This is a genomic window from Nostoc sp. (assembly GCF_036917655.1).
Classification (GTDB): Bacteria; Cyanobacteriota; Cyanobacteriia; order Cyanobacteriales; family Nostocaceae; genus Nostoc.
This window is the reverse complement of sequence record NZ_JBALCY010000057.1, coordinates 39,099-65,286: the sequence shown is the minus strand read 5'-3', so window position 1 is coordinate 65,286 and position 26,188 is coordinate 39,099. Positions and strand designations below refer to the sequence as shown.

Sequence of the window (26,188 nt, the reverse complement as noted above, 5' to 3'; positions counted from 1 at the left end):
TCAAATTTCAAAAAGTCCAGAGAAATACCTTTTGACTCTGGACTATTGACTAATTAAAAGTCATCATCATAGTTTCTCACTGTTTTGGGGTCAGGAGCAAAGGCTAACCACAGGGGAAATTGCAGCAGTGACAAACTGATTTGCTCTTCTGAATCATCAATGATAATTAAGGGCAGTTGATTGGCTTTCGTCAATCGGTCTGCTTTCTGAGCGACAGCATCAGATGCCTCAAATAATACCACGCCCCGGTCTGGCCCAAAATCTGGGCGACCGATTCCCAAACAGTCTTGCAAGCCGCGCCGCCATTCACCTAATCGCTCCGGTGTATTAGCTAAGACTAAAGTACGGACGCGATCGCCATACAGCTTGTGTAATATCGAAATTGCAGATGAGGCAATCAGAATATTCTGCAAACGGCTACCCATTGTCCGCAAACCACCCCGTCCCCCTTGGGTAAAAAACCAGTTGGAAACTCGTTCTGCATGGACTGGTTCAAAGGTACGGCGTAGTTGCCACGCCGGGCCGTAGTAATCTGGTTTATTGCGGTATTGGTCAATTAGGCGGCGAATTTGCTTTGTAGTATCTTGAAACTGCTGTTGAGCAAATTGCGGTATTCCAGGTTGGGGTTCAACTGGTTTAGCCTCTTTTACAGATGGTTTTTCTCGTTCCACCACATTTGGTGTAAGTTGCAACTGTTCAGCGGCAGAGGCCAAATCTTGTAAGCTACCTGTGAGATAGTCTTTAAAACCCTGCACCCGAATTGCCAAGTCTTGGGATGCACCAGCAAAAGTGGTTCGCATCTCATTGCGGATACGTTCTTGACGGCGTTCTAGTTGTTCTACAGAAATTTGCAGGGTTTGTTTGCGTTGTTCTAACTGCACCAGCGACTCTTGCACAAGTCGTCCCAGTGAGGTTTGAGTTTCACTCACTTGTGCCTGAAGTTTGTTGTAAAAAGCTTGCAGCTTGGCTATTTCTTCCCTGAGAGCTGCTTCAGCACTCTGCAACTCTGCCACTCGCTGCTCTGCTTCTGCATATAATGAATGATTTTCTGCTCCTATTTCTGACCCCAGTGCGACATTTTCCGCTTCTAGCTGCGCTACAAACTCGCCATTTGAATTTTCTGTTAGCTCTACTGGAGAATCTACCACTTCTGCATTGGAAATGAGTGGCTCAAATGTTGTGTAGTCTTCTGACGAGCTAATGGCTCCTGTTTCTACTACTGACTCAACAGATGGATTTACTGGATGTTCAACTGCATTGTTCTGTTCTTGTTTTTCTGCCAACCGCTCATCAATTGGTTCTGGGGTTTGAGATGCCTCTGGGTTCATAAACAATAGTGTAATTCCTATGACGCAAATAAATAGCTTTCAGAAATATTACAATTGACCTGCCATAAAAGTCCTGAGTCATGAGTTACCATTCGCCCTTGGCGTCTCCTGTTAGGAGAAGTTCAGAGTTCGACCATCGAACTTCTGATGCCTGCGGCGGGCTGCGCTATCCGTTGGCGCAGCCTCTTCGTCGAGTCCGACGCTCAGAGTCAAGGGAAGCCACCGCTCCGACTTCTCGCGCTCGTTATGAGTCTAGAGCAAAATGACTCAGCACAGATAGGACTCAGCACTAAATACGTGGACAACGTTGTTCCAAGCAACTTTTCAAGGTGTTGGGGTCAAATAAAATTGGCAGAAAGTGAATGCTTTTAATTTCTTTAAAGTAAAACAGGATGGGGACTCCATTCCAAAATATCCGCCAGTTTTGCCATTCCCGGTAGGGAAAGCGCTGAATCAATTTTTCGCCTCTGTAAATATCTAAGTCGGTGGCGGTAAATTGCAAACGCAGCGTTAACGCCTGAAACATGAGAAACAAACCAAACAGTGTGAAAACGGAGCCTACCCACGGTTGTACCAACAGTAGTGGAATAGCGGCAATCACCAACACTATAGGTATATTGTAACTAGGCTTGAGTTCCACAGTTGATGTGGAGTTAGAAGCAAATGAACTGGTCACAATCTTAAATCCTGCTTTATTAGTAGGCGTCTCTCCTATTTTAGGAGTCAGGAGTTAGGAGTTAGGAATTAGGAGTTTTAACTCATAACTCATAACTCCTAACTCCTCACTTTTATAAGCCTTGCAAGAATGCACTGCCAAGCCCCTGAAACATTAACCAAGAAAGAAAGAAGTTGCTAATAAATATAATCATTAAGGCAGTCACAACAGCAGTTGTGGTTGACTGCCCTACACCTTTGGCTCCTCCTGTTGTCGTCAACCCCCAACTGCAACCAATTACGGCGATTAAAATGCCAAAGCAACACGCCTTAATCATGGCGCTCAAAATATCCCAGATACCAAGAAAGTTACGGGCTGAGTCTATAAATACCGTATCAGACAGGTTGTAGATATTTGTCGCTATTATGAATCCTCCTAACATCCCTGTTACCAAAGACAGGAGGGTTAAAATTGGTAGCATTAAACAGCAAGCAAGAACGCGGGGAATAACTAGATAATCGATTGGATCTGTTTTTAACATCAACATGGCATCGATTTGTTCTGTGACCCGCATGGTACCGATTTCTGCTGCAAAGGCAGAACCGACTCGCCCGGCCAAAATCACTGCTGTCAACACGGGAGAGAGTTCTCGTGTCAACGCTACAGAAAGCACTCCACCGATAATGTTTCCTGCGCCAAAGTTGATAAATTCCCGCGCCACCTGAATGGTAAACACCGCGCCAACGAAAATAGCCGTCAAGAGGGCAATAAAGAGGGAATCTGGCCCAACTGCTGCCATTTGTTCTAAGGTGTTGCGCCGATGGATTTTGCCTTTCAATAGGTGAACTAGTACTTGCCCACCCAGAAAAATCGCCGCCAGCAACCGCTGACTCCATTCTCCTAAACTGGATTTGGATGTAGTCTGGTTCAATGTTCTGTAGCTAACTCGGTAACTGCCTTAAGAATAGCGGAAGTCATGGGAATGGGGAATGGGGAATGGGGAATGGGGAATGGGGAATGGGGAATGGGGAATGGGGAATGGGGAATGGGGAATGGGGAATGGGGAATGGGGAGAATGAAAAATTACCTCCCCTCTGCTTCTTCTTCCCCCACTCCCTACTCCCTACTCCCTACTCCCCACTCCTTAAGAAGACTAAACATTAACTTACATTAAAGATACTCTCAGAAAATGAAGCTGTTATTAAACGTGCTGCAAACCAATAAATAGGTGCTAACCTTGGCTCTAACCGTGATTTTGCAAGGGTTTTGTAGATTTAAGTCATTTTTTATATCCCCAGCATGTGCTGTAACTAGTAGCGGTTTCTTTTAATGAAAACTTAAGATTTTTGACAGATTGTCTGCTCTGAAGCGATCGCACGTATTGTAGAAAATGACAAACCGCTATCCAGCTATTGTCATCTCTACTCACGGAGTTTGTGCTAAATGACTATTTTCACTAACTTTCTCCGCTCTTTACTACTTACGATCATTTTTAGTTTTGTCGCTCCCATATTCCTAGTTGGTGGCGGACTGCTCCTTTTATCCTTCATCGGTTACTTTCCAGGTTTACAAGAGTTAACTGAGGCGATCGCTACTCAGATTATGCATTTTCTCGCCACCTTTGGCAGTGGAACTCCCCTCCGTGGATTATTTGTGATTAGCTTGACCTGTAGTTTTGTCGGGGCACTGTTTGATATGTACGCTTATTATCGGTGTCAAATTTTACGAATAGATTCATAAGTAGTGGAAATAGCTTCGTCAGGTGTTCACGATCTGGACAAGAGAGGAAAAAGTAATATTTCCAGAAGGTAAAGGACTACTAGTCTTAACCTAAATAGAGATTAGTGTTGCTGAATGAATTTTTATTAATCAAATTGAGTGCCGAAGTTATTGATTAAATATTTATTATTCATTAGTTATTAGTTATTAATTACTGACAACTAGAGTAGGTGCGCGACCGTAGTCAACCAATCCTCAAAAATCCCAAAATTTAGAATATCAAGGGTTTTGGAATTTGGAACTGTGCAAAACAGCTAAAATAGTCTGTGCTAAATCATCACGTTGGACGCTAGACTAGAGTTTGGCATTTTGTGTTAGCTGCAATTTTTAAGGACTTGATTAGCATTCATTGAGAATATCAAATAAAACTCACTGCAAAATATAAAAATTTCCTTAAAATCCTGATGAACACAATGCCTGCTCATGTTTCTTAACAGACCAAAGCAGGTCGTCTGACCGCTGGGCATCTTATATTGAGTTTATTACGAGGTATGTTTACAGCTCATGGTTTGGCCGTTTAAGCCCAAGTTTAGAAAACAAATTGCGCGGATTGAAATTACTGGTGCGATCGCCGGTGCTACTCGCAAACGCGTCCTAGAAGCCTTGAAAACTGTAGAGGAAAAAAAGTTTCCGGCATTATTGCTACGTATCGATAGTCCTGGCGGTACAGTCGGAGATTCTCAAGAAATCTACAGCGCCCTAAAGCGTTTGCGCGAAAAAATTAAAATCGTCGCAAGCTTTGGCAATATTTCGGCTTCTGGAGGTGTATACATCGGTATGGGAGCGGAACACATCGTAGCTAACCCAGGTACCATTACGGGTAGTATTGGTGTGATTTTGCGTGGGAATAACTTGGAACGCTTGCTAGAAAAAATCGGTGTTTCCTTCATGGTAATTAAGTCTGGCCCTTACAAAGACATTTTGGCTTTCGACCGGCAACTGACTCAACCAGAAGCAAACATCTTACAAGAGTTGATTGACACAAGTTATCAGCAGTTTGTCCAAACGGTAGCTGATGGTCGTTCTTTAGCAGTAGAAACGGTGAAAACTTTCGCCGATGGTCGGATTTTTACTGGACAGCAAGCCCTAGAGTTGGGTGTTGTAGACCGCCTGGGCACAGAAGAAGATGCCCGTCGGTGGACAGCCGAACTGGTCGGTCTTGACCCGGAAAAAACTCTCTGCTATACCCTAGAAGAACGTAAACCCTTATTGAGTCGCCTTCTACCAGGGAGTCGTCAGGTTTCATCAGGAATTCGATCTGGTATTGATTGGCTCGAGTTTGAAATGTCTACTAGTGGTTTACCGTTGTGGTTATATCGACCCTAATTTGAGTTAGGAGTTATGAGTGAGGAGTTATGAGTTAAAAATCTTAACTTCTCCTTCTTAAGTCCTTGCTCCTCACTTTTAGTGTTTTAAGGAGGATTTTGGCGTGGACTGGCAAATGCGGGCTATTCGCGGAGCAACAACCGCTTCAGAAAATACTGTTGAGGCAATCCGAGAGGTGGTGACAGAACTACTAGATGATCTGGAAAACCGGAATCAATTCCAGCCGAGGGACATGATTAGTGTGACTTTCTCAGTGACACGCGATTTGGATGCTATTTTTCCAGCTGCGATCGCTAGAGCGCGTCCTGGTTGGGATAATGTGGCCATGTTGGATGTGCAACAAATGCACGTCGAAGGTAGCTTACAGCGCTGCATTCGGTTCTTAATTCACGCTTATCTGCCAGCCTCCGCCTCAATTCATCATATCTATTTACGCAACGCCGCCAGCTTGCGTCCCGACTGGAGTTTGCCCCAGTCTTTACAAGCATCACAGCAAGCAGTTAAGTCAAAAGTGTAAAATACTCAGATTAATAAATACAAGCTAACTGCTAACAACGCCTACGAACAGATATTAGTGTCAATAGACGCAAGGAGACCATACACTATGACCGAGACGGTAGAGAAACTTAGGCTTGAACTTTCTCAGCTATCCACACAAGAGCGTGCAGAGCTTGCTTACTTTTTGATCCATTCTTTAGATGAAGAAGTCGATAACGACATAAACCTTGCTTGGGATGTTGAGTTGACAAGAAGGTTGGAAGGTATTAGCAGTGGAATAATTTCTGGTGAACAGTCAGACAAGGTATTCACCGATCTGCGAAAGAAGTATTCGTGAAGCCTATGTGATTCAGCATTTTCCTTATCTCATCTTCTATGCAGAATTTGAAGAGTTTATCTGGATTTTTGCAATAGCACATAGCAAGCGCAGACCAGATTATTGGAGAAGGCGACAGATTGAGTGAGGCAATACGTTTCAGTCGTTTTGTAGAAGAATAAAAAAATGCAACCAAATCAAGGATTTATTGAGAAATTGGTGCAAGGCGATCGCACAGGGAACACACTCAAAAATCGAGAACTGTTCAGCGATCGCACTCAGTTGACGATGAAGGCTAGCATTGTTCATGATGTAGTTTTGTGAGGTAGCGATCGCGCTCTGCAAAATGGAATATATGCTGAGATTTCCGAGACGACGAAAGTTAGGATCAGATCAACAATTAATAATTGGATTGAACAATAACCTCTAAAGAATACGATTGTACCAGTTAAAACTGCGATCGCTTCCAGAGGTTATTTTTATGGTTGTTGAAAACTATTTTTAGTTTAAGTGAGCGTAATATTCTTCGCAACATCGTTGCTATGTTCAGGCTTGTTTTGACTTAGCGGTAAAGACTCTTGAGAAAGGGATTCTAAAACTTTTACTGCCTTTAGTAAAGATTCTCCCCATAATTGTTCCAGCAGTGTTATTCCTCTTGAGCGAATTTCTTCAGGTGGAGTCATGGGCAAGTTTACCTCATTTACATCTAGCTTCAACTGTAATCCAAGTTTTTTGTCCTCCTGTCTTCTTAAAGTCTTATCCTTGCAGGTTTCTCCCTGTTGTAACTCTGAGCTATTTATGAGCAGTGGAATGAGGATCTCATAATAATCATCCGGCTCTAATAATATTTTGAATGCCTGAAAACATCGAGTGAGAGAGTATCGATCAACTTTCTTGTTACAGTTAAAAATCTTACACAGGGTATGAGAGTCTAAATCTGTGTGAACACTCAGATTGATGAGTGTAAATCGCTTGTTGCCGTTTTCATTAAATTCTGCTTGTTGTTTTGCCAACTGAAGTTTATGCAATCCTTTAGGCGTAAGGATAACACCACGTCTGCGTTGTTTTGGAAGCATAAAGAAATAGTTAGATTTGATTTACGCAACACTTTGGGCAAAAAAGGAAGTCAGCCGAGAGGGAAAATTACAACTTACAGGTAGCATCCGGTTTTGGCAGATAGATTTTTTATACAACCCAAAGAGGGGTGCTTCTGGCACTAAATAATTATCTTTCTTCCAAAAGTGGATGCGCCCAAGTTACGCTCCCAGTGGTTCGATTTCAGGAATGTTATTCAACAGTAAATTTTCGTCAATCAGAGTATATGGACATCAGATGGAGATTTACCAGAGTATAGCGTTCAAAAAGTGTAAATTTTTATACTAGAAAATTATAAAAAATGCATTTTTAATACTATGTAACAAAATTGGCTTTGCTGAGTTTTAGATAATTTTTCGTTCTTTTACGCGAAAAATTAATATTTTGCTTTGCTGAAAACTCTCAATTTATCCCGCATTTATGCAACGCCCAATTTTGCGATCTGATTTGCTCAATTTCTCAGTTATTGAACAAATTGCTACTGATGGTTTAGAGCGGCGATTGTAATAATTCTTAATTTCCCTGTGCTTAAGTTGGCAAACTTCCATTGATAAATGGCGTGTTAGGTAAGAAAATTGGGTGTTAAACGTCATAGAAGACAAGATGAGATGTCAATGCGTAAGTTTTAGCTATTAGAAATTAGTAAGGAAGTACCCATCCATGACTGAGCCAAGCAAAGCACCCTTTGAAACTGTTTTAAGTAAGGGAATTGAAAAGTTAACCTCAGAGATTTTTATCTTTTTGTTGTGCTACACAATTCTGTTAATCGGGATGGCAGTGCTTGGAACAAAATTACCGACACAACTTCGCACATTGTTATACATTCTTCCAGTTCTGGGTATTAGTTCGTATTTATTGCTTCAGGGACAAAAGTTAAAGAATAAAACGAGGTTCAGAGAAATGGAAAGTAACGAGAGAATTGCCGAATTAGAAGCTCAAATCAAGAATCTAGAGGTGGAGGCAAAAGATATTAAAGGAAGTATCGTAGGGGCTATAGAAGGTTTACCAGAGGATGCAAGTCCAGAGGTTTTAAAGGCTTTAACAGGAATCAAGGCGCGGATAAATGCAACGAGTGTTGAGAATAGCGCAGTAGGAGGTCTTCTCTATAGGGATGATTTAAGTAAACTGGCTAAATCGCTAGATGCGGAAGCTCAAAATGATCTAAAAGGTCTGATTATGTATTTTCAAAAGATCATCAACAATAGCAAGGATGGCGGAAAAAATTTGAGAAGCCTTATCAAAAATATTCCACAGCTAGATGAAGAGAATCTAAGTAAGCTGAAAAATACGTCTGTAAGTTTACTCTAATAGTAATGAAGATGGAAAATTTAGTCTTTAGTATTTAGCCGGAACAGATGGAGCAGTTTAGTATGGATAGTACATTCCAGAAAATTACAGCCTCTCAGGATTCTATTTCTCGTCTATATAATCCTGAAGATACTTTATTTGTGGAGCGAGAATGGTTAATTGATAAAATTAAAGAATTTGAGCAAAGTCCCGACAAGAGACATTTGATTATAGTGGGTGAGCCAGGTGTTGGGAAGTCTGCCATGACGGCTTACTTAGCCCATCATCGGAATTTTCCTCGTCATTTTATTCGAGTGGATACTATTGGAGGCGTATCTGGTTTAGATCCGCGCTCATTCCTAATTGCTATTGGCGCACAGCTTTGTAAGAAATATGGTCAAGATATTTTTAATCAACAAAGTCCTGGAGATGTTTCTGTAAACGTAGATTCTATTGAGCAAACTAAAATTATTGGACAAGTTATTAATAAAATATATTCGCTGTCTTTTTTACCTCCCAGAATCATGGATGTGCAGGTTACAGCAAGTAATGTTAAGGGAGAGAGTGAAATATATGGTGTGGAGATTGGAGAACAATTCAATATAGACCTGGCTATTGATGAACTGACTCTGTTACACATAACACTACTCAATCCCGTTCGGGAAATTCAGAAGCGTTATCCGAATGAAAAAGTTCTTATTCTGATTAATGCTCTGGATGAAGCCTCGCAACACATAGGTAAGAACATCATTGATATCATTCCTCGATCCGCAGATGCTGATTTTCCCACAAATCTGCGTCTAGTTATGACTTCTCGACCAGGGGATCATCTTGCTCATTTTCTACATGAAGATAACTTATTTTTGAACAAGGATGCTAAAGAGGGAGGCCATCGAGAAAAGGTTCTTGAAGATGCAGAGAACTACATTCAGAAGCAAATAAAAGAAAAACCGCTTTCTGAGATATTTGAGACTTTATCTCCTAAGATAAAAACGAATTTCATCGCTAAAGTTAAAGAAAGTAGTGACGGTAATTTTTTATATCTATATCACTTTTTTCAGCAGTTATTAGAAAAAGTTAAGATAGGCGAGACAGATTTAGAAAAGATAGATGCTCCTAAAGGTCTGAAGGGAATATATCGACTTTTCTTACTAACAGGGATTAAAAAATCTGTTGAGGATGATATCTGGAAACAACAGTACCGTCCCATATTGGGAGTTATGGCTGTTGCCTATGAGCCTTTAAGTAAAAAGCAGATTGCTGGCTTTTCTGGGGTGAAACTTGAAGATGTAGATACTGTTATTAATAAAATTACGCAGTTTTTGAGCGAGTCTTTAGATGAAAGATTAGATAAGAAAACCTATCGCTTTTATCACAGTTCATTGAATGAATATTTGCTAGATAATCAAGATCATTCATTTGAACGAAATGAATATCATAGTAAGATTGCATCTTACTATAAGGAACAATCCGCACATTGGGAAAATATAGATTTAAAAAATATAGACCAGTATGGATTATTGCACTTACCTAAACATTTAGATGCGGCTGGGCGGGAAGAGGAACTCTACACCTTGCTGACTGCTTCACCAGACTGGATGAACCGTAAACGTGATTTATATAAGAGCGATCGCCCCTATATCAATGATCTCGAATTAGCGATCAATCAATTTAAAGATCCTGTACCCTCTGACCAATTACTAACCCTCATCAAGCTTAATGCTGCGCGGCAAGTAGTACAACAACGAGCTAACGCCTATCAAGATACTGATTTAAAAACCTTAATCTGGTTAGGAAGAAAAACAGAGGAAGCTCTAAGTTATGCTCGTTTACGGACTAATCCTGAGCAAAAGTTGAACGCTTTGTTAGTTATATATAATGCTTTGCAAGACTCTAAGGGATCTAATTCCACTGTTTTAGATGAAGCTTCTAATGTTTTAAAGGAAGCTACAGAAGTCGCACAGAATGAGATTGAAGATAATTCATGGTCAAAAAAGTCTCTGCGTAAGTTGGTAATTGTTTTAATTCAGGGTAAAAAATTAGATGAAGCTGAAGAAATATCAAAAAAGATCAGGAATGATAGTTTTGAAAAAGTAGAAGTATTGGGAGAGTTAGCAACAGCTTTCAGGAAAAGTAAAAATTTTGAAAAAGCCAATATTTTCTTTAAAAGAGCAGAAGATATTACAGAAGAAATAGACGATTCTGACTCTGAATTTAAGTTGAAGTCACTATTATATTTAGCAACTACCTTAGCTAATACTAAAGATACTGAGAAATCAAATCACCTGTTTAGTGTGGCTGAAGACCTTACAGAAAAAATAGAGGAAACAGAGCAAATCTCAAATAAGGTAAAAAGACTGCTAGATTTAGCAAAAGCTTTAGCCCATGCTGGACATAAGAATAAAGCACGTCCCATTTTTGTTAAAGTTCGGGAATTGGCAACTGCAATTGAAGATAAAAATGATTGGCAAAGAGTAGAAATATTACGAACTTTGGCAATTTCGCAAGCACAGTCTGGAAATGAGTTTGCCAATGAATCCGAACTGGTGTTTGATGAACTTGAAGAACTTGCCGAAGGGAAAGCACAATCATTACTGGATTTAGCAAATGACTTAGCAAAGGCTGGGAATGTCAAGAAGTCAGAAGCAGTTTTCTGTAAAGCAATAAACATTCCTAATTCCATTGAGGATGGCTGGCAACGAACAGCAATATTACGGATGTTCGTCGAAGAGTTAGTTGGGGCTGGGTTTACTGAGCAAGCAGTTAAATATTTTGAACAGGCAAGGAACGCCATACAAGCTATTTCTAATGAAAATAAATTTGCAAAGGCAGAGGAATTGCGAAAGTTAGCAACAGCCCTAGTTAAAGTCCCTGAGCAAGCTCGTAAAGTCTTTGCTGAAGCTGAGAAACTCACACCCCTTATAGAGCAAGGTATATACGCTGAAGAAGTTCTAAGTCAATGGGCAGTAATCTTAGCAGAGGCTGGTTTTCCTGGAAAAGCAAGAGCAATTTGCCATAATTTCGATAAAGCAAAACAGCAAATGGATGAAGATAGGAAATATCCAGGAGAAATTATAGAACGTGCCAAAAGCTACGCTAACAATAGAACTCTAACAAAAAAACGGACTAAGTTTTTAGAAGAGATAGATCAGGCTAGAAACTCTACTGAAGTACGAGAAATTGCTAAAATTGCCATAGAATCTGGAGCTTTTATGGTAAGCACTTTGGGTCGCTTAGTAATAGGCATAGCTGAAGAAATGAAATTTAGTACAGCAAAAAAAGTTGCATACGCTATTGAAGACGAAAACAACCTGAAGCAGATAGATGTACTGAGAGAATTGGCAAAAGTCGTGGCTTGGCTTGGTTACTTTAGGGAAGCATTTACCATCTTTGGACTAAAAAACGGATTGATTCAGTTTTTAGATCACTTAGGGTACTGGATCTGGGCTTCTGAGAAGGTTGAGCAAGAGTTATCCCTAGAAATACTGCAAGAAACTACACGCATTTTTGGTTGGACATATCCATATTGGGGAAAAATTTCCGAGCAGTTAGTTTCCGCCAGTAATAGTTTATATAACAAAGAAAAGGAGGAACTAGATTCCCAAAGTTTACATATTAACAACATATTAACAACTATCCCTATTGAACAGGCTCAACTCTTTGAAGCTTGTATTCAGGAAGCTGTTGATATTCTTTACCAGAATATCGCCATAAGGGAACCGACAAGTCGCTCAAATATTAAAGAAGCTGTATTGAGGCAAATCATCCAGAGCCTCAATCAATTCCTTTAAATAAGGAGTTTAATTTTTCAAAAGGAGTAAAAACAAATGGAAACTCGCAAGAATAATTATTTGCAAATGTCAAACCAAGAATCTAAAATCAATCAGCGTAGAGATAAAAGGAATTTATTAAAAACCTTTCAGTCAAAAAAACAGCAAAAAACTCGTTCTCGTTTTGTGTCTTCAATTGTTATTCTATCTATTTTGAGTGTAGCAAATAGTAGTTTTGCGTTTCCAGCCCGTGTAAAAAAGGAAACAAGATTGTGGCTGTCTCGAGAATATCAAGGTAAAAAAGTTGTAGACTATATCGATATAAACATAGACAACTCACAAATTGAAATAGAATATTGTACTATAAATAATTTATGCAATACAAAAGGTTATTCTATATTAAGTGAAAGTCGGTTTATACCGCAACGTGGCTTGGTTAATATTTCGGATCTTTGTAATGATCCAAGTGTCAGTATTCCTTTTTTGCCAACTTGTTCGTGGAGCGGTAGAGGAAGAAGTACCCAGTTTATTGGTGAAACAAGCGCAGTCCCAGACCAATCATTTGAAATTAAAGATTACTATTGTGATCAATTGAATACAAATAATACTTTAATGCAGGATGTTGGTTTTACAAGATTACCATCTGTAAGGCAAATCCGTAATCTTTATCCTGAATGCCTATAAATTGGGATAAACAAATGTCTGAATTTCAATCTAAAATCACTTTCAGGAATCAAAACTACAGCGTTTTTTATCTAAATTGAACACATTGTAGAAACGTTTCTACAGGGTTTCATTAGAGGTTGTTTGAAAAGTCCTCTTCTCGGTAATAAAACGTTCTAGATCCCCCTAAATCCCCCTTAAAAAGGGTGACTTTAATTCCAGTTTCCCCATCTTTAAGAGGGGTTAGAGGGGATCAACAAGTGCCTAAAATCACAGCTAACTACTTTACAAACATCCTTTTAGACACAGCCAATATTCCAAGTGACATTAATTAATGTGCGTGCGATCGCCAGATTTTGAGCGATCGCACACACTAATTAGATGTTAAAATTTTTGTACCCACGTCCATCATCTGACGCGATCGCTGCCCGAATAAGATAAATTTTACTGCTTGCTAAATTCATATAAAAGACATTTGAAACAGAAATCAATCGCTTGAGTTTACCCTAGCTAGTTTATTTACAATCAAATCCCAATCTCAGCGATCGCACCCTCTGCGATGGCATTAATTAGCTTTGGCATTAATTAGCTTTGCAGCCGGAAATCAATTACTGCAACTGCGATCGCATAGATCACCAACCAAAATTACTGATTTGGCTTTGACTAGGTAGCGATCGCAATTGATTATTCTTGTACCAAGTAAAAGTGCAATGCCTACGGCGGGCTGCGCCTACGTATCCCAAATGCAAAGCTGAATCAACAGCTTGAGTTTGCGAGGGATGCGATCGCCATTTAATCTTGTAGCAAATAGTTCTAAACCCTTACAAAGTTTTGTTATCACTGTAGGCATCGCTTTATCAACTCTATTCTTTTTGATGATGAAACCGAATTCCTAAAAAGATGTCATAAACAAACTCAAGAAAGTCCTTTTTATGCAACAATCCTGAAGTTTGATAACATCCTTTTTCATCTAACAGAGGCTTCATCACATAGTATACAGGCTGATAATTATACCAGGGAATCGAAGGCCACAAATGATGAATTAAGTGGTAATTCTGTCCCATAATTAGGATATTGAGAACTTGGTTTGGGTAGACGCGAGCATTTTTCCAGCGATCGCGCTCCGCAAAAGGACGATGGGGCAAATAGTCAAAAAATAATCCCAGTGCTATCCCCACCACAAAAGCTGGTATAAACCAAAAATTCAGAATGTAACCCAAAAAGTTGTACTGCAATGATATATAAACAATTACACCGACAATTAAACGACTGATGAACCATTCTAATAGCTCATATTTACGCCACAGTCGCCGTTGAAAGAAAAACACCTCATGGTACAAAAACCGCACTGCAATCAACCACAGCGGGCCACCCGTAGAGACATAATGATCTGGGTCGTCCTTGGGATGGTTGACATGGCCATGATGCTGTAAATGCACCCGCGTAAATACTGGAAAAGCAAAAGCTAGCATCAATGCACTGCCATGCCCTAACATCGCATTAATCACCCGGTTGCGATGGGCTGATTGGTGACAAGCGTCGTGAATTACCGTTCCAGCACAATGCAAGGCAATAGTGTTAACGCTAAAGCACAGCCAGTGCGGCCATTCCCAAAGCCAGTAACCAAAGTTAGATAACACCAGCATTGCTACAGCTACAAAAAACAGCAGTAACGTGGGATTAAAATCACCAGGAGGCGCTAAAAATTCCTTAGGCGGGATTGTCAGTGGCTTTCGTGCCTCCGATGCGATCATCTCTAACATTGACTCCTTCTTAATCAAACATTACAAATATACGATAAAAATTAGGGAAGAATAAATTTTTGTAAAGTTTTGTATAGCAATATTTATCCACAGCTTTGCATATCAGTAGATGAATAACGCTATGATTCCAGACAAGAACTAATCTTTACTGAATAAGTGGGGTATGACAACAATTGGCAAGAAGTTGATGGGATAAACTCCTTCGTTGGGAGGATGGATACAAGATTGATGTACTATATCTAGTCTATCCCACAGCCCCAACTCTCCCATAAACCCTCTCTAACTGCTTATATCTATTGATATAGCAGTGACTGAAAAGGAGATGCCATTTAAGTTACGATGACTTCCCAGATAGCTCCCTAACTTCAGCCCCTATGCAATTAAGAGATTCTCTGCGCCGGACAAAAATTGTCGCTACTATTGGCCCCGCCACTAGCAGTCCTGAAATGCTCAAGGCGATTATTGAAGCGGGAGCCACGACGCTGCGACTAAACTTCTCCCACGGAACTCATGCCGACCATCAGCGTAGTATTCGCTTAATTCGGCAAACCGCCTTTGAACTAAATCAGCCAGTGGCTATTCTCCAAGACTTGCAGGGCCCAAAAATTCGCTTGGGGAAGTTTGACAACGGGTCTATAGTTTTGGCAAAAGGCGATCGCTTCACCTTGACAAATCGCCCGGTTATAGGTAGTCAGGAAATTAGCTGCGTCACCTACGATTATCTAGCCGAAGAAGTCCCGGTTGGCGCAAAAATCCTCCTTGATGATGGACGAGTAGAAATGCTGGTGGAGGAGATTAACCGGGACAAAGGTGATTTGCATTGCCGTATTACCGTACCTGGTAAACTTTCTAACAACAAAGGCGTAAACTTTCCCGGCGTTTACCTGTCAATTAAGGCAATGACCGACAAAGACCGAGAGGATCTGATGTTTGGTCTGGATCAGGGTGTAGATTGGGTGGCGCTTTCCTTTGTCCGCAATCCGCAGGACATGATCGAAATTAAAGAATTAATTTCCAGTACAGGCAAGCAAGTGCCAGTGATTGCCAAAATTGAAAAGCACGAGGCCATTGAACAAATGGAGGCGGTTCTGGCTTTGTGTGATGGCGTGATGGTTGCCAGAGGCGACTTAGGGGTGGAATTGCCAGCAGAGGATGTTCCCGTACTCCAAAAGCGGCTAATTGCCACAGCAAATCGTTTGGGGATTCCCATCATCACCGCCACTCAGATGTTAGACAGCATGGTGAGTAATCCCCGTCCCACTCGCGCTGAAGTGTCGGATGTGGCAAATGCGATTTTAGATGGCACGGACGCGGTGATGCTCTCCAATGAAACTGCTGTGGGTAGCTTCCCTGTAGAAGCAGTAGCGACGATGGCGCGAATTGCCGAGCGGATGGAGCAGGAAGAAGTCCAACATTTAAACTTACGTTCTTCGAGAGATGCTCGACGCTCCATTCCCAATGCAATTAGTCAAGCTGTAGGTCAAATTGCCGAACAACTAGGTGCAGCGGCAATCATGACCCTAACCCAAACTGGGGCAACAGCTCGCAATGTCTCTAAATTCCGTCCTCAGACACCGATTTTGGCAGTGACACCCCATGTGAATGTAGCGCGGCAGCTACAGATGGTGTGGGGAGTAAAACCGCTGTTAGTACTAGGATTACCTTCCACTGGTCAGACATTTCAAGCTGCGATCAACGTAGCTCAGGAGTTGAAGTTACTGTCTGAGGGAGATTTAGTAGTGATGACCGCTGGCACACTCCAGGGAATTTCCGGCTCCACTGATTTGATTAAGGTAGAGGTGGTGACGGCGGTACTAGGTCACGGAATTGGACTGGGACAAGGTTTGGTGAGTGGTCGCGCTCGGGTGGCTAATACTGGCATGGATGTTAGTAACTTTAATCCTGGAGACATATTAGTTGCACCCCGCACTAGTGCGGATTTTGTTGAGGCAATTCGGAAATCTGCCGGGATTATTACGGAAGAGGAAAGTCTCACAAGTCACGCAGCAGTGATTGGCTTACGTCTCGGTGTGCCAGTGATTGTTGGCGTGAAGCAGGCAACGCAGGTGATTCGAGATGGGGCGATTATAACGCTGGATCTGCAACGGGGTTTGATTTACTCTGGGGCGGTGAGAACGCCTTAAAACTAGGTATTGGGGACTGGGGAGTAAGAATTTTAGATTTTAGATTTTGGATTTTAGATTGAAATTTAATCCAAAAGACGCTCGCGGACTCGCTCTAAGCTAAGCCATGCCGTTGGCGCAGCCTCTCGTAGAGAAGGCTTTACGCTACGCTATCGTCAATCCAAAATCCAAAATTGAATTGCCCAATCCCTTTATCAAACAGTTGCGATCGCAACCCCAAGCCATCCAGCAAAGTTTTTCTGCTGTGTGGAGTCAGGATGATCAACAGGTTTTACCTGATATCGAGTGGGATGTGGTGACGCGAGGGTAATGGAATAAGTCCGCAGTTCGTCTTGATGAAAAACTGTGACTTGGATGGTATCGTTTGGTTGGTAATCTTTGAGGCGATCGCTTAAGCCACCCGCCATTACCTTAATCCCATCAATTGCTAACAACTCATCGCCTGCATCAATTCCCTCTGCTTGTGCAGGTGAACCCGCCTCCACAAACTTGATGATCTCCCGCCCATTCTCTGTATTTATTCTCACACCCAGGTAAGGTTCTTCCTGCTGATCCGCTACCAACTGTAAACCAAAGGGTTTCAGGTACTGATTCAAGGGTAAATCGTCAATGCCATCAATGTAGCGTTTAAAGAAATCAGTCAAATCGATTCCGGCGACAGATTCTATAACTTCCTGCAACTGTTCTGGGGTATAGCCAATTTCAGCTTGCCCAAATTGCTGCCACATTTTCAGCATCACATCATCGAAGGAGCGCTGATTGTCATGTGTAGAGCGAATCAGTAAATCCAGCAACAACGATACCATTTCTCCCTTTAAATAATAGGAAATTTGGGAATTACCGCTGTTGGCATCGGGGCGATAGAGTTTAATCCAGGCATCAAAACTTGATTCAGAAACGGGTTGTACCTTGCGCCCCGGTGTCATTTCATATCTGGTAATTTCCTTGCCCAAGTTATTCAAATACGACTGAACATCATAAATTCCTGCCCGCAAAGGAATTAACAAGTCATAGTAACTAGTAGTCCCCTCACAAAACCACAATGATGGTGTGTAGTTTTCCTGGTCGTAATCAAAAACCTCTAATGCTTTTGGGCGAATTCGCTTGACATTCCACAAGTGAAAGAACTCGTGTGCAACTAATTGGATAAAGCGATCGGACTTTTCTTGAGCGCGAAACCCAAAACGGTGGTAAATTAAAGAGCAAGAATTTTTATGCTCCAAACCACCAAAAGCTTGGCTAAATAAATGTAGCAGAAACACGTATCGTTCATAAGGCAAACCGCCGAACATCTGCGCTTCTACCTGAATAATTTTTTGGATATCAGCAATCAGCTGCTGAACTTGATAATTACCTTTCCCCCAAATTGCCAGTTCATGGGGTTTTCCCAAGACCTCAAATTTATACAATTGGTGGCAACCAATCTCAAACGGAGTATCCACCAAAGTATCAAAATCGCCAGCCAAGAAAGTATTTGTTTCCTCACCAACGGCAGGGAGAGCAGTAGTTACCTGCCATTCCGGGTGTGGTGGTACGATGGTGACGCGAATGGGTTGCTTGTCCCAGCCCGGTATTCTAAAAAATAGTGCCGCACCATTGAAATAACCGTGGGTGGCATCTAAGTGATTTGTCCGTACCGATAGCTCATTGGCAAAAATGCGGTAACGTACAGTTAATTCTGAAATACCTGTTTTGTCTATCTGCCAGTGATTTTTACTGGTTTTCCGCCAAGGTAAAGGCTTATCCTCTGCAAAAGCCATAAAATCTTGTAAATTCTTGGCGTATTCCCGGACTAAGTAGGAACCGGGTGTCCACACCGGCAATTTTAAATCGAGAATTGGTGAGGGATGATTGACAAGGCGTAAAGTCACCTCAAACAGATGGGTTTCTGGTTGGGACATTGCCACCAGGTAATGAATTGTTGGCCCAGTTTCCTCGACGTAGGTTTTGGGACGAGTTGCTGTTGCTTCAGTCATCTTGTTTGTTGAGGTAATTGTTAATGGGCTATGCCCAGCTTCGTTTGCGGAGCATCTGGTAGAGAAGACAGTAATTAGTAGTTAAGACGCCACGGATAAATCCGCTTGCTCTCAAATAAAGATTACACTTTATTTCTTTTGCATAACTAATATAGTACTTATGCATTGTACATAATTACTACACGCAATTTGGGTATTTCAGCCATATTGAGCAGCCTGCGATGTCTACGACGGGCTACGCCAACGCACCAAAAATCGGCACTGGTGCAGATTCTCCGATTGAAAAACCCCATTTGGAATCCCAAGCTGAACCTGACATTTGCCGATAAAGCACCGGAATTACCTGTGTTGTGGGTAGTAACTCCTGGTGGTTTGACTTTGGGGGAGTTTCCATTTGGGGAAGCGGTGCGATTATTGTCGGTTTGATAAATGCCTAACCTCTAATAAGCAAATGAAGAGTGCTGAGTTCCGAGTGCTGAGTTAAAAGACCACCCAGAAGGGGTGGGGTATCAACCAACCTCTTGAGTTAAGAAGATTCCGCCACGCCACAAGTGGCCTTGCTCGTACCAAGTACATAAGTGCTGAGTAGTTTTTTACTTGACTCAACTCAGCACTCAGCACTCAGGACTGAGTGTTGTCAACCGAAGCGTATTGTCGGTTGACCTACTTAAGACCAAAATTTGTATCGCTGAATAAATAAAGCAATCACACTTTGCCAGCCAAGTTCATCAGCTGTTTGAAGTTCACAAGATAATTGATGTTGTTGGCGCTATCAATCTTTATCCACCCTTTTTCATGGAGTTTTTCCATGATTTTGGTGGTTTCTTCAACGCCGATTTCTGTCACCTCTGCTAAATCTTTAAAGGGAATGTTAAAAATTTCTTTTCCTAAGTCTGATTCCTGACCATAGCTTTCACCTAAAGTCACTAGGGTATGGGCGAGTTTAACCGCTGGTGGTGAAGACCGCATTTGTAAGCGCTGGTTAATTTGCCGCAATCGCCGCACCATCAGCTGCAACATGCGGTGATGTAACTGCGGGTCTTTAAACAATATTTGAATAAAACGCTCTCTAGAGATACTAAGCAACTTCACGGGTGAAAGGGCAATGACATCGGTTGAGCGTGGAGACTCATCCAAAATTGCCATTTCTCCAAAAAAATCGCCATGACCAAAAATTGCCAGAGCTACTGAATCTTCCCCGACGGTACGCCGGACTTTAACCCAACCAGAAACCACAAAGTAAACGGCGTTACCCCAGGCATCTTCCATCACAACGGCTCGCCCAGATGGGTATTCATGTTCAATTGCAACGTTGAGCAGCCATTCCAAAGTCTGTGGATTGGCTGTACTCATTAAGGGGAAAAGTTCACTAAAAACCTCAGTTAGCATGAAATATTTGCAACAAATGGATTTAAGAGCGGGAAACTAACTTTGCTACTATAAGTTTATTTAAACCGTAATCTTACTCAGAATACGATCGCAAAATTTGTATTTATTTGAGATGAGCCTCTAAACTGGCTCAGTCTAGGATTCCATTACAACATAACAATTATGTATGCGATCGAAATCAGCGGTTTCACTGACAGACCGATGATTTGCTGTTTGTTGGTGGATTGCTATCCAGTGCCAGTATTTTGATCTGTTGGTTTAAACTTTTCACTAGTTGATTCAGGGCTACTATTGCCTCTAATTGCTGAGAATCAAGGCTGGGATTCAGTAAAAGCCGTTCTTGTAATTCATGTAACTTGAAGTTTAGTTGTTGAGAAATTCCTAAGGCATCGTGGCCGAGACGCGCTAACTGTTGTTGTTGATAGAACTTTAGTGCTGCTCCTCGCAATACTTGGAGTGTTGCCTCTTCGCCGTAGGTTCCCGGCATGACTCGCAAGCGTAATAATAAGCGATTTTTTTGATATATGTATTCCTTCTCTACCTGTTTTGGTTCTGCAACCGTGGTGACAGGCAGGGAAGCAAACCGCTTTAATTCATTTAGTACTCCTTGGAAAACCGAGAGCGGCAGTTTGTCTAATACAGACTGCAAGACTCCATTGTCACTCCACAGTATCCTACCTTCGTAAGCTTGTCTTTCTAAATACAGCCGACCAATTCCTCCAGCCAGAATTCGTCCTAGTAATTCTTCTAGTAATATCTTGGGTGGTAGTGTTGGCAACACCTCAATCGGACTAAATAGTTGGGTAACTTGCGTGGGCAAAATAGGTAATTTATCCGGTGGTGCTGCTTCGGAAGTCTCCCCCTCTTGAGTTCTGGTAGGTTGAGACGATTTATCTAGCTCTGGGATAGCAGGCAAGTCTACGCGCTGCCCAGAATTTTGACGCTTTTGTGTCTGAAACGCCATCAATATTGGTTGTTGATTTGATTCAGAGTCGGCATCTAGGGAGGGAATAGGTTTAGCTGCGCTATGTATTGGAGGAGAGTCCTCAGTTTGCTGATGCACAAGTTTTGCATCTAGCTGGGATGTATTCTTATGGTTGAGGTAGGCTGACAGAATTCTGCGGTGAGCGTCGGCTGCGATCGCCTCAATCACCATTGTGTAATTGATATAAGATAAAATGCGACCAACATAATCTAGTGCCTCGCTCTCTTGTGGATGAACCATACCTAGCAAGAGGTTTTTGTCTTCTAATCCAAAGGGCAAAATCTGGTGGTAGAGGCAAGCTTCAAAGGACAAAAGACTATCAATCAGTTGGAATATTTCCTCGTGATCGCCTCCTTCCTCCCACTTCGTTTTAGTGGCAGTTAGCATTTGCTGTCCATTTGCTGCGGTATCATTTAGTTCCCCCTCTGAAGACAACATAGATTTGATTACTTGGTGTTTGGTTATATAATATTTTGCCTCTAATTTAGTAGGTAGTTAATAAAGATACTTTGTTAGATTGTTAAAAATTCAATTATCTATACATAAGTAGACGTAAGTAGAAGATGAATTTCAGCTTGTGGGTAATACTAAGTTTTGACGGTGACAAGGAGGCAATTTTCTCCCTTGTCTCTCTTGTCTCCCACCGCCTAAATTGATCAACTGGATGCCTCACAGCTTACTCCTGGGTTCTTAAAGTTTGGGCTGTAAGATAGACTTTTGTCCATTCGCCTAGCACTTGATGGGTTTTGAGTTTTAAATGTTGGGCTATTGCTTCTATTGAATTACCTGCTCTCCGCAAATCTAGGATTTGCAGCCCCAGAGGAGTCAATTTTTCATCAAGTTGCTGCCATTGGTTTTGTGTTAATCCCAAGTTATGTTCTTGCAAGGAAATTGAGAGCCAGCTGTCTACGAGTTCTGGTTTACCTTTGAGGGCAAAGACGCGCACGGCGTGGTAACTAATTTTTTCTCGCAGACGGTATACTTCTTTAGTCTGCTTATTTAATCTGTGGGCGATCTCTTCTTGGGACTTACCTTGCAAATACAGTCGTAGCCACTCCACTGCGTCTGTTCCCAGATTTTCTTGTAAATAATTTTCAAATTCTTTTTGTACTGACTGGCGCAGCGCCTGTTGTTCCTCTAGTTGTTGTGCTTCTTGATATTCTGCGATCGCCTGACTATCCACTAAGTTAACTCGATTATCATTATCGTCTGTGAGAACTTCTTCCGACACTAGTCTAATCAAGTCACGGCCCGGCACTTGGGTTAAGCCACCGCGCTGAGTGCGACGCAAGTAATTCACAAATCGGTAAGCTAATAGGGGTTGATTGCGGACTGGCCGCAGACAATATTCTTCTACACTGGCAAATAGCAAAGCATCCCCCAATCGTCGATCGGTTGTATATTTGGCAATATCAGCCATTTGCTGTTGCATGTAGCTATCGCTTTGCAATAATTCTTGGAGTACTTCTTGCAACACATCCATGACACTACGCTGGCGATCGCGGCTCAGAGCAACCCAAGTCTGAATCTTATTCCGTAATGTTACTAAACTCCCCAATCGCGTTATCAAGTTGCGATAAGCACGTTCTCGCCCTAACCCCAAGTAGCGTTGACGTAAAATTCTCCAGCGATATTCCATCGCTTGTTTAGCAATATCGAGTTCCTTAGGGTTAAACAGATCAAACCGTTTTGAGTCAGATCCAAATAGCCAGAGAATAATACTTTGCCTAGCAGCTTCATTTTGATCTGGACATTCCGCAGCCAAGCGTTTTCGCCAATCTAGAGCCAGTTCTTCCACATCTGTTGTCATAGTGAGATTGCGTTCCTCGAAACTCAATTTTGAAGTTTGCATCACAACCCCCATTCGTCCCACCTAATTGTTTAACTGGCAATTTCCTCGGATTTCATGAGTCTCATGAAAATAGCTCAGTGATTCCACTTTTATTACGTCTTAATTCACTAAAATTATGCAGAAATTGCTGGATTGATATTTTGCTTGCAATTTCAAAATCCCCCAAACCCATGTCTATGATACGTTTAGCTCAATTATGTTAATTTAACCTTTTTGTAAAGTTATGTTATCTAACTGAGAACAGAAATCTGCCTAAAGTGGTAAGGATACTGCTTTGCAGGAAATAGGTTGAGGAAATCTGACATTTTATAACCGAGCCGAGGAACGAATCTAATTTAACTTAATACCAGACGTTATTTCACCCGTATAAGTTTCAACCCTCTACAATCCCTTACGTAGTAAAATACTTAGTTAAATCTCAATACGCTTGGTGTTAGGATATTTTGCCCCGGAAGATTCCCCCAACCCACGCCAGTCGCTCATGGGGAAACCCTAGACGTTAGCGGACTCGCTCTAAGCGTACTCCTTTGGGGAAGCAAGCTACGCGCAGTGTGTGGCAGACAAGCCTCTATAGAGAAGGCTTTACGCTCGCTATGGGCGGCATCGTCTCCCCAACTCTACGCGAAAATAGAAGACCGCGCTAGCTCCTTTAAAAATGGGCTTAATTCCCTCCTTTTTAAACAGAGTTAGGGAGGATCAAGCCTTAACTAAATCGTATTAAGTTAAATTTCGTAATATATTTTTATATTATTAAGTGTATATACGCAAATTAGCTTTTAAAAGGATGTTAAATAAGTCCTTGTATAAAACCTTAAATAAATTTTGGATAAATACTATTACAATAGCGTGGAATCAGCCCCAGTATGCCACATAGCGATGTCTACGACGGGCTACGCCTACGCTATTCTGGATAGTAGGGATTGATAGGCAAATTTATCTTTTTTAAACTAGCTTCACCCACAACTACGCCTCTAACATTGACAAGTTCTTCTTAAAACTTTTACATTCCCAAGAGTCAATATTGATTTTGACTATTGACTCTGACTGTTGCTTTCCCTCTGCTCAAAATTCAACTTATGCAAAATCTAAAAACAGAAAGAATGCAACCATCAAAAGCTTTAATCGTCATCAGCCTTACAAAAGACTTCTCTTTAAATTCATTTATGGGGATTTTTCGTTTTGAATTCGCTCACAGGGGGTTGACTTTATCGACCGTTCGATGATCTAACAATGGGATTTTCTACAGATTCTCGATACTGTTGGACTTGTTCTGTGTAACCAATTGGCAGAACAGCTTCAACGTTTTCATGGGGACGAGCAATAATCACCCAAGATTCTAGGGTACCGCCATAAACATTTTCTGCGGCTTCAATACCAGCAGCCATAGCGGCTTTTACTTCAGAAACATCGCCACGAATATTAACTGTAAAACGAGCGCTACCTACTCTGATATAACCAACGAGGGTGACTCGACCAGCTTTTAGCATAGCATCTGCTGCTGCTAGCACCGCCGGAAAACCTTTCGTCTCAAGTGCTCCAACTGCCTGTAATGACATTAATAATCTCCTGTATGAATAAACGATATGCGGGTTACAAATTAATTGTACGAAGCTTCGCTACAGATTTTGATGGCGGAATTGCTTAGAAGATGCGGAAAGGTTCTGATTCTTCAGTGAAATGGATTGGTAATATGGTTTCCACATTTTCCGGGGGATTAGGAACGATGTAGTAGGTAATTACTGCACCAACCTTTACTTCCTCTCCAGCTGCGATCCCGGCTTCAACTGCTCTTTTTACCTCAGCAACGTGTCCCCGGACGGCGACTAACAAGCGAGCACTTTCCGCTTGACCATAGTACACAATTGTGACTGCGGCAGCTTTGACCATTGCATCTGCTGCTGCTAAGACACTAGGAAAACCTAAAGTTTCAATTACGCCAACGGCCATTGGCATGGCATTAGCTCCTGGATTAAGGGATAGGCGATTTTAATTGTAAGTGGCTTTAGTCCCAATTTTGACATTTTGGAAAACTTTCTTTGATACCAGGAATTCTGCGGCAGTGGGGAGTGAGGAGTTAGGAGCAAAGCCGGAGACGCTCCGCCTCCGGTTAGGAGTTAGGAGTTAGAATGTTTTGATAATCGCTGGTCTATGTTTTATATATTATAAGTAATATCTCAGCACGTTAGTTTGTGTAATTTTGTTGTTTAACAAAATCAGCGATGCGTGGAAGCAAGCTAGTACGATAAACTGAAATTTATGTTTCCGAATTTTCTTCCTACATCTGTTGGGCAACTGACAGAACCTACCTCGATCGCACTAGCTCGGAGTATTCAAACTTCTGCGATCGCTACTCCTTTAACTAATCAACCAGTTACCACAACCTATGTCAAGCAAGGGAGTGGTGGAACTCCTATTTTATTAATTCACGGCTTTGACAGTTCTGTATTAGAATTCCGTCGGCTTTTGCCACTGCTCTCTGGAGATAATGAAACTTGGGCAGTGGATTTGTTGGGTTTTGGGTTTACAGATAGACTCTCAGGAATTGCTTATAGCCCAACTGCGATTAAAACCCATCTTTATTGTTTCTGGAAAAGCCTGATTAACCAACCTGTAATTTTGGTGGGTGCTTCGATGGGGGGTGCGACGGCGATTGATTTTACGCTAACTTACCCGGAAGTGGTAAAAAAGCTGGTGTTAATTGACAGTGCAGGATTAGCGGGTGGTTCACCGTTAAGTAAACTAATGTTTCCCCCGTTGGATTATTTAGCAACTCAATTTTTGAGTAATCTTAAAGTGCGCGATCGCGTTTCGCGCATTGGATACAAAAATCAAAGTCTTGCATCTCTCGATGCGCTGTATTGTGGAGCATTACATCTACAAATGCCCAGTTGGCATCAAGCTTTGATTGCTTTTACCAAAAGCGGTGGTTACAGTGCTTTTAGATTTGAAACGCTATCACAAATTGTGCAACCAACGCTAATTTTGTGGGGCGATGCCGATAAAATTTTAGGTACTGGGGATGCTACAAGGTTTAAAAGGGCAATTCCACACAGTACTCTCGTCTGGATTCAAAATTGTGGTCATCTCCCACACTTGGAACAACCACAAATTACCGCGCAGCAGATTTTAGACTTTTGTGGTGAACCACATTAAGTTGCTAGGCGTAAAGAAATTAAAGTTTGTAATAAGGACTTTAGTCCTGATAATCCTTGTTTTGAGCGATGAATCGCTCACTACGAACGTACACATAACCTAAGTCTTCACTACATAAGTTGCTATTAAGTAGTCAGACAGAATTAATTAAACAATGTCATTGTGAATGGAGCGTCTCGTAGAGAAGCAGAATGAAGCAATCGCAATGA

General features: G+C 41.6%; 23 protein-coding genes. 12 read left to right on the top strand and 11 right to left on the bottom strand.

Annotation, left to right across the window (positions count from 1 at the left end; genetic code table 11):
• Positions 1–53: 53 nt before the first annotated feature.
• Positions 54–1,328 (bottom strand): DUF3086 domain-containing protein, encoded by a 1,275-nt coding sequence (locus tag V7K30_RS19230; RefSeq protein WP_335001945.1) that lies wholly within the window; start codon positions 1,326–1,328, stop codon positions 54–56.
• An 80-nt stretch (positions 1,329–1,408) separates the two neighbouring features.
• Between V7K30_RS19230 and V7K30_RS19225 the strand changes: the two genes are divergently transcribed.
• Complete coding sequence (locus V7K30_RS19225) at positions 1,409–1,594, top strand: hypothetical protein (protein WP_335001943.1); 186 nt, start codon at positions 1,409–1,411, stop codon at positions 1,592–1,594.
• A 23-nt stretch (positions 1,595–1,617) separates the two neighbouring features.
• Here the strand turns inward: V7K30_RS19225 and V7K30_RS19220 are convergent, their stop codons facing one another.
• Both V7K30_RS19220 and V7K30_RS19215 read right to left on the bottom strand, forming a co-directional pair.
• Positions 1,618–2,004 carry a DUF3119 family protein gene (locus tag V7K30_RS19220; protein ID WP_335001941.1) on the bottom strand — a complete coding sequence of 129 codons (387 nt, stop codon included), beginning with the start codon at positions 2,002–2,004 and terminating at the stop codon, positions 1,618–1,620.
• 112 nt (positions 2,005–2,116) lie between these two features.
• On the bottom strand, positions 2,117–2,914 hold the full coding sequence (locus V7K30_RS19215; protein WP_335001939.1) for an MlaE family lipid ABC transporter permease subunit: 798 nt from the start codon (positions 2,912–2,914) through the stop codon (positions 2,117–2,119).
• A 512-nt stretch (positions 2,915–3,426) separates the two neighbouring features.
• Between V7K30_RS19215 and V7K30_RS19210 the strand changes: the two genes are divergently transcribed.
• The 5 genes from V7K30_RS19210 (at position 3,427) to V7K30_RS34315 (ending at position 6,226) form a co-directional block, all read left to right on the top strand.
• Positions 3,427–3,723 (top strand): hypothetical protein, encoded by a 297-nt coding sequence (locus tag V7K30_RS19210; RefSeq protein ID WP_335001937.1) that lies wholly within the window; start codon positions 3,427–3,429, stop codon positions 3,721–3,723.
• A gap of 543 nt (positions 3,724–4,266) precedes the next feature.
• On the top strand, positions 4,267–5,088 hold the full coding sequence (gene sppA / locus V7K30_RS19205; protein ID WP_335001936.1) for a signal peptide peptidase SppA: 822 nt from the start codon (positions 4,267–4,269) through the stop codon (positions 5,086–5,088).
• Between the two features lie 103 nt (positions 5,089–5,191).
• Positions 5,192–5,605: a chorismate mutase gene (gene aroH / locus V7K30_RS19200; protein WP_335001934.1), complete on the top strand. Its 414-nt coding sequence runs from the start codon at positions 5,192–5,194 to the stop codon at positions 5,603–5,605.
• A gap of 87 nt (positions 5,606–5,692) precedes the next feature.
• The gene (locus tag V7K30_RS19195) at positions 5,693–5,923 is read left to right on the top strand and encodes an addiction module protein (protein WP_335001932.1); all 231 of its coding nucleotides are present in this window, start codon (positions 5,693–5,695) and stop codon (positions 5,921–5,923) included.
• 165 nt (positions 5,924–6,088) lie between these two features.
• On the top strand, positions 6,089–6,226 hold the full coding sequence (locus V7K30_RS34315) for a hypothetical protein (protein ID WP_442941082.1): 138 nt from the start codon (positions 6,089–6,091) through the stop codon (positions 6,224–6,226).
• Positions 6,227–6,408: 182 nt separating this feature from the next.
• On the opposite strand, the gene V7K30_RS19185 is transcribed toward V7K30_RS34315, so the two are convergent.
• On the bottom strand, positions 6,409–6,978 hold the full coding sequence (locus V7K30_RS19185) for a hypothetical protein (protein WP_335001928.1): 570 nt from the start codon (positions 6,976–6,978) through the stop codon (positions 6,409–6,411).
• Between the two features lie 679 nt (positions 6,979–7,657).
• Here V7K30_RS19185 and V7K30_RS19180 point away from each other — a divergent pair.
• The 3 genes from V7K30_RS19180 to V7K30_RS19170 all read left to right on the top strand — a co-directional run bounded on the left by V7K30_RS19180 (position 7,658) and on the right by V7K30_RS19170 (position 12,738).
• Complete coding sequence (locus tag V7K30_RS19180) at positions 7,658–8,305, top strand: hypothetical protein (RefSeq protein ID WP_335001926.1); 648 nt, start codon at positions 7,658–7,660, stop codon at positions 8,303–8,305.
• Between the two features lie 62 nt (positions 8,306–8,367).
• Positions 8,368–12,075: a hypothetical protein gene (locus V7K30_RS19175; RefSeq protein ID WP_335001924.1), complete on the top strand. Its 3,708-nt coding sequence runs from the start codon at positions 8,368–8,370 to the stop codon at positions 12,073–12,075.
• Positions 12,076–12,111: 36 nt separating this feature from the next.
• Positions 12,112–12,738: a hypothetical protein gene (locus V7K30_RS19170; RefSeq protein WP_335001922.1), complete on the top strand. Its 627-nt coding sequence runs from the start codon at positions 12,112–12,114 to the stop codon at positions 12,736–12,738.
• An 842-nt stretch (positions 12,739–13,580) separates the two neighbouring features.
• On the opposite strand, the gene crtR is transcribed toward V7K30_RS19170, so the two are convergent.
• Positions 13,581–14,471, bottom strand: coding sequence for a beta-carotene hydroxylase (gene crtR, locus V7K30_RS19165; RefSeq protein ID WP_335002056.1), 891 nt, complete (start codon positions 14,469–14,471; stop codon positions 13,581–13,583).
• 383 nt (positions 14,472–14,854) lie between these two features.
• On the opposite strand from crtR, the gene pyk reads away from it, so the two are divergent.
• Positions 14,855–16,624 (top strand): pyruvate kinase, encoded by a 1,770-nt coding sequence (gene pyk, locus V7K30_RS19160; RefSeq protein WP_335001920.1) that lies wholly within the window; start codon positions 14,855–14,857, stop codon positions 16,622–16,624.
• Positions 16,625–16,818: 194 nt separating this feature from the next.
• Here pyk and V7K30_RS19155 read toward each other — a convergent pair whose 3' ends face one another.
• Entirely contained in the window at positions 16,819–18,600 is a 1,782-nt protein-coding gene (locus tag V7K30_RS19155) for a M61 family metallopeptidase (protein WP_335001918.1), read from the bottom strand.
• A gap of 165 nt (positions 18,601–18,765) precedes the next feature.
• Here V7K30_RS19155 and V7K30_RS19150 point away from each other — a divergent pair, with 165 nt between their 5' ends.
• Entirely contained in the window at positions 18,766–19,026 is a 261-nt protein-coding gene (locus tag V7K30_RS19150; RefSeq protein ID WP_335001916.1) for a hypothetical protein, read from the top strand.
• Positions 19,027–19,305: 279 nt separating this feature from the next.
• Here V7K30_RS19150 and V7K30_RS19145 read toward each other — a convergent pair whose 3' ends face one another.
• The 5 genes from V7K30_RS19145 to V7K30_RS19125 form a co-directional block, all read right to left on the bottom strand.
• On the bottom strand, positions 19,306–19,989 hold the full coding sequence (locus V7K30_RS19145) for a Crp/Fnr family transcriptional regulator (RefSeq protein WP_335001914.1): 684 nt from the start codon (positions 19,987–19,989) through the stop codon (positions 19,306–19,308).
• A 187-nt stretch (positions 19,990–20,176) separates the two neighbouring features.
• Complete coding sequence (locus tag V7K30_RS19140) at positions 20,177–21,412, bottom strand: pilus assembly protein PilB (RefSeq protein ID WP_335001912.1); 1,236 nt, start codon at positions 21,410–21,412, stop codon at positions 20,177–20,179.
• Positions 21,413–21,650: 238 nt separating this feature from the next.
• The gene (locus V7K30_RS19135) at positions 21,651–22,838 is read right to left on the bottom strand and encodes a HetZ-related protein 2 (RefSeq protein WP_335001910.1); all 1,188 of its coding nucleotides are present in this window, start codon (positions 22,836–22,838) and stop codon (positions 21,651–21,653) included.
• Positions 22,839–24,031: 1,193 nt separating this feature from the next.
• Positions 24,032–24,382 carry a carbon dioxide-concentrating mechanism protein CcmK gene (locus V7K30_RS19130; protein ID WP_335001909.1) on the bottom strand — a complete coding sequence of 117 codons (351 nt, stop codon included), beginning with the start codon at positions 24,380–24,382 and terminating at the stop codon, positions 24,032–24,034.
• Between the two features lie 85 nt (positions 24,383–24,467).
• Positions 24,468–24,779 carry a BMC domain-containing protein gene (locus V7K30_RS19125; protein WP_335001907.1) on the bottom strand — a complete coding sequence of 104 codons (312 nt, stop codon included), beginning with the start codon at positions 24,777–24,779 and terminating at the stop codon, positions 24,468–24,470.
• A 303-nt stretch (positions 24,780–25,082) separates the two neighbouring features.
• Between V7K30_RS19125 and V7K30_RS19120 the strand changes: the two genes are divergently transcribed.
• A complete protein-coding gene (locus V7K30_RS19120) occupies positions 25,083–25,979 on the top strand; it encodes an alpha/beta fold hydrolase (RefSeq protein WP_335001905.1) in 897 nt (298 codons plus the stop codon).
• Positions 25,980–26,188 lie beyond the last annotated feature (209 nt).

Excerpts from the sequence above, each read along its gene's own strand:
- V7K30_RS19230 (WP_335001945.1), bottom strand. The coding sequence starts at position 1,328 with ATGAACCCAGAGGCATCTCAAACCCCAGAACCAATTGATGAGCGGTTG.
- V7K30_RS19225 (WP_335001943.1), top strand. The coding sequence starts at position 1,409 with ATGAGTTACCATTCGCCCTTGGCGTCTCCTGTTAGGAGAAGTTCAGAG.
- V7K30_RS19210 (WP_335001937.1), top strand. The coding sequence starts at position 3,427 with ATGACTATTTTCACTAACTTTCTCCGCTCTTTACTACTTACGATCATT.
- sppA (WP_335001936.1), top strand. The coding sequence starts at position 4,267 with ATGGTTTGGCCGTTTAAGCCCAAGTTTAGAAAACAAATTGCGCGGATT.
- V7K30_RS19195 (WP_335001932.1), top strand. The coding sequence starts at position 5,693 with ATGACCGAGACGGTAGAGAAACTTAGGCTTGAACTTTCTCAGCTATCC.
- V7K30_RS34315 (WP_442941082.1), top strand. The coding sequence starts at position 6,089 with ATGCAACCAAATCAAGGATTTATTGAGAAATTGGTGCAAGGCGATCGC.
- V7K30_RS19185 (WP_335001928.1), bottom strand. The coding sequence starts at position 6,978 with ATGCTTCCAAAACAACGCAGACGTGGTGTTATCCTTACGCCTAAAGGA.
- V7K30_RS19180 (WP_335001926.1), top strand. The coding sequence starts at position 7,658 with ATGACTGAGCCAAGCAAAGCACCCTTTGAAACTGTTTTAAGTAAGGGA.
- V7K30_RS19175 (WP_335001924.1), top strand. The coding sequence starts at position 8,368 with ATGGATAGTACATTCCAGAAAATTACAGCCTCTCAGGATTCTATTTCT.
- V7K30_RS19170 (WP_335001922.1), top strand. The coding sequence starts at position 12,112 with ATGGAAACTCGCAAGAATAATTATTTGCAAATGTCAAACCAAGAATCT.
- crtR (WP_335002056.1), bottom strand. The coding sequence starts at position 14,471 with ATGATCGCATCGGAGGCACGAAAGCCACTGACAATCCCGCCTAAGGAA.
- pyk (WP_335001920.1), top strand. The coding sequence starts at position 14,855 with ATGCAATTAAGAGATTCTCTGCGCCGGACAAAAATTGTCGCTACTATT.
- V7K30_RS19155 (WP_335001918.1), bottom strand. The coding sequence starts at position 18,600 with ATGACTGAAGCAACAGCAACTCGTCCCAAAACCTACGTCGAGGAAACT.
- V7K30_RS19145 (WP_335001914.1), bottom strand. The coding sequence starts at position 19,989 with ATGCTAACTGAGGTTTTTAGTGAACTTTTCCCCTTAATGAGTACAGCC.
- V7K30_RS19140 (WP_335001912.1), bottom strand. The coding sequence starts at position 21,412 with ATGTTGTCTTCAGAGGGGGAACTAAATGATACCGCAGCAAATGGACAG.
- V7K30_RS19135 (WP_335001910.1), bottom strand. The coding sequence starts at position 22,838 with ATGGGGGTTGTGATGCAAACTTCAAAATTGAGTTTCGAGGAACGCAAT.
- V7K30_RS19130 (WP_335001909.1), bottom strand. The coding sequence starts at position 24,382 with ATGTCATTACAGGCAGTTGGAGCACTTGAGACGAAAGGTTTTCCGGCG.
- V7K30_RS19125 (WP_335001907.1), bottom strand. The coding sequence starts at position 24,779 with ATGCCAATGGCCGTTGGCGTAATTGAAACTTTAGGTTTTCCTAGTGTC.
- V7K30_RS19120 (WP_335001905.1), top strand. The coding sequence starts at position 25,083 with ATGTTTCCGAATTTTCTTCCTACATCTGTTGGGCAACTGACAGAACCT.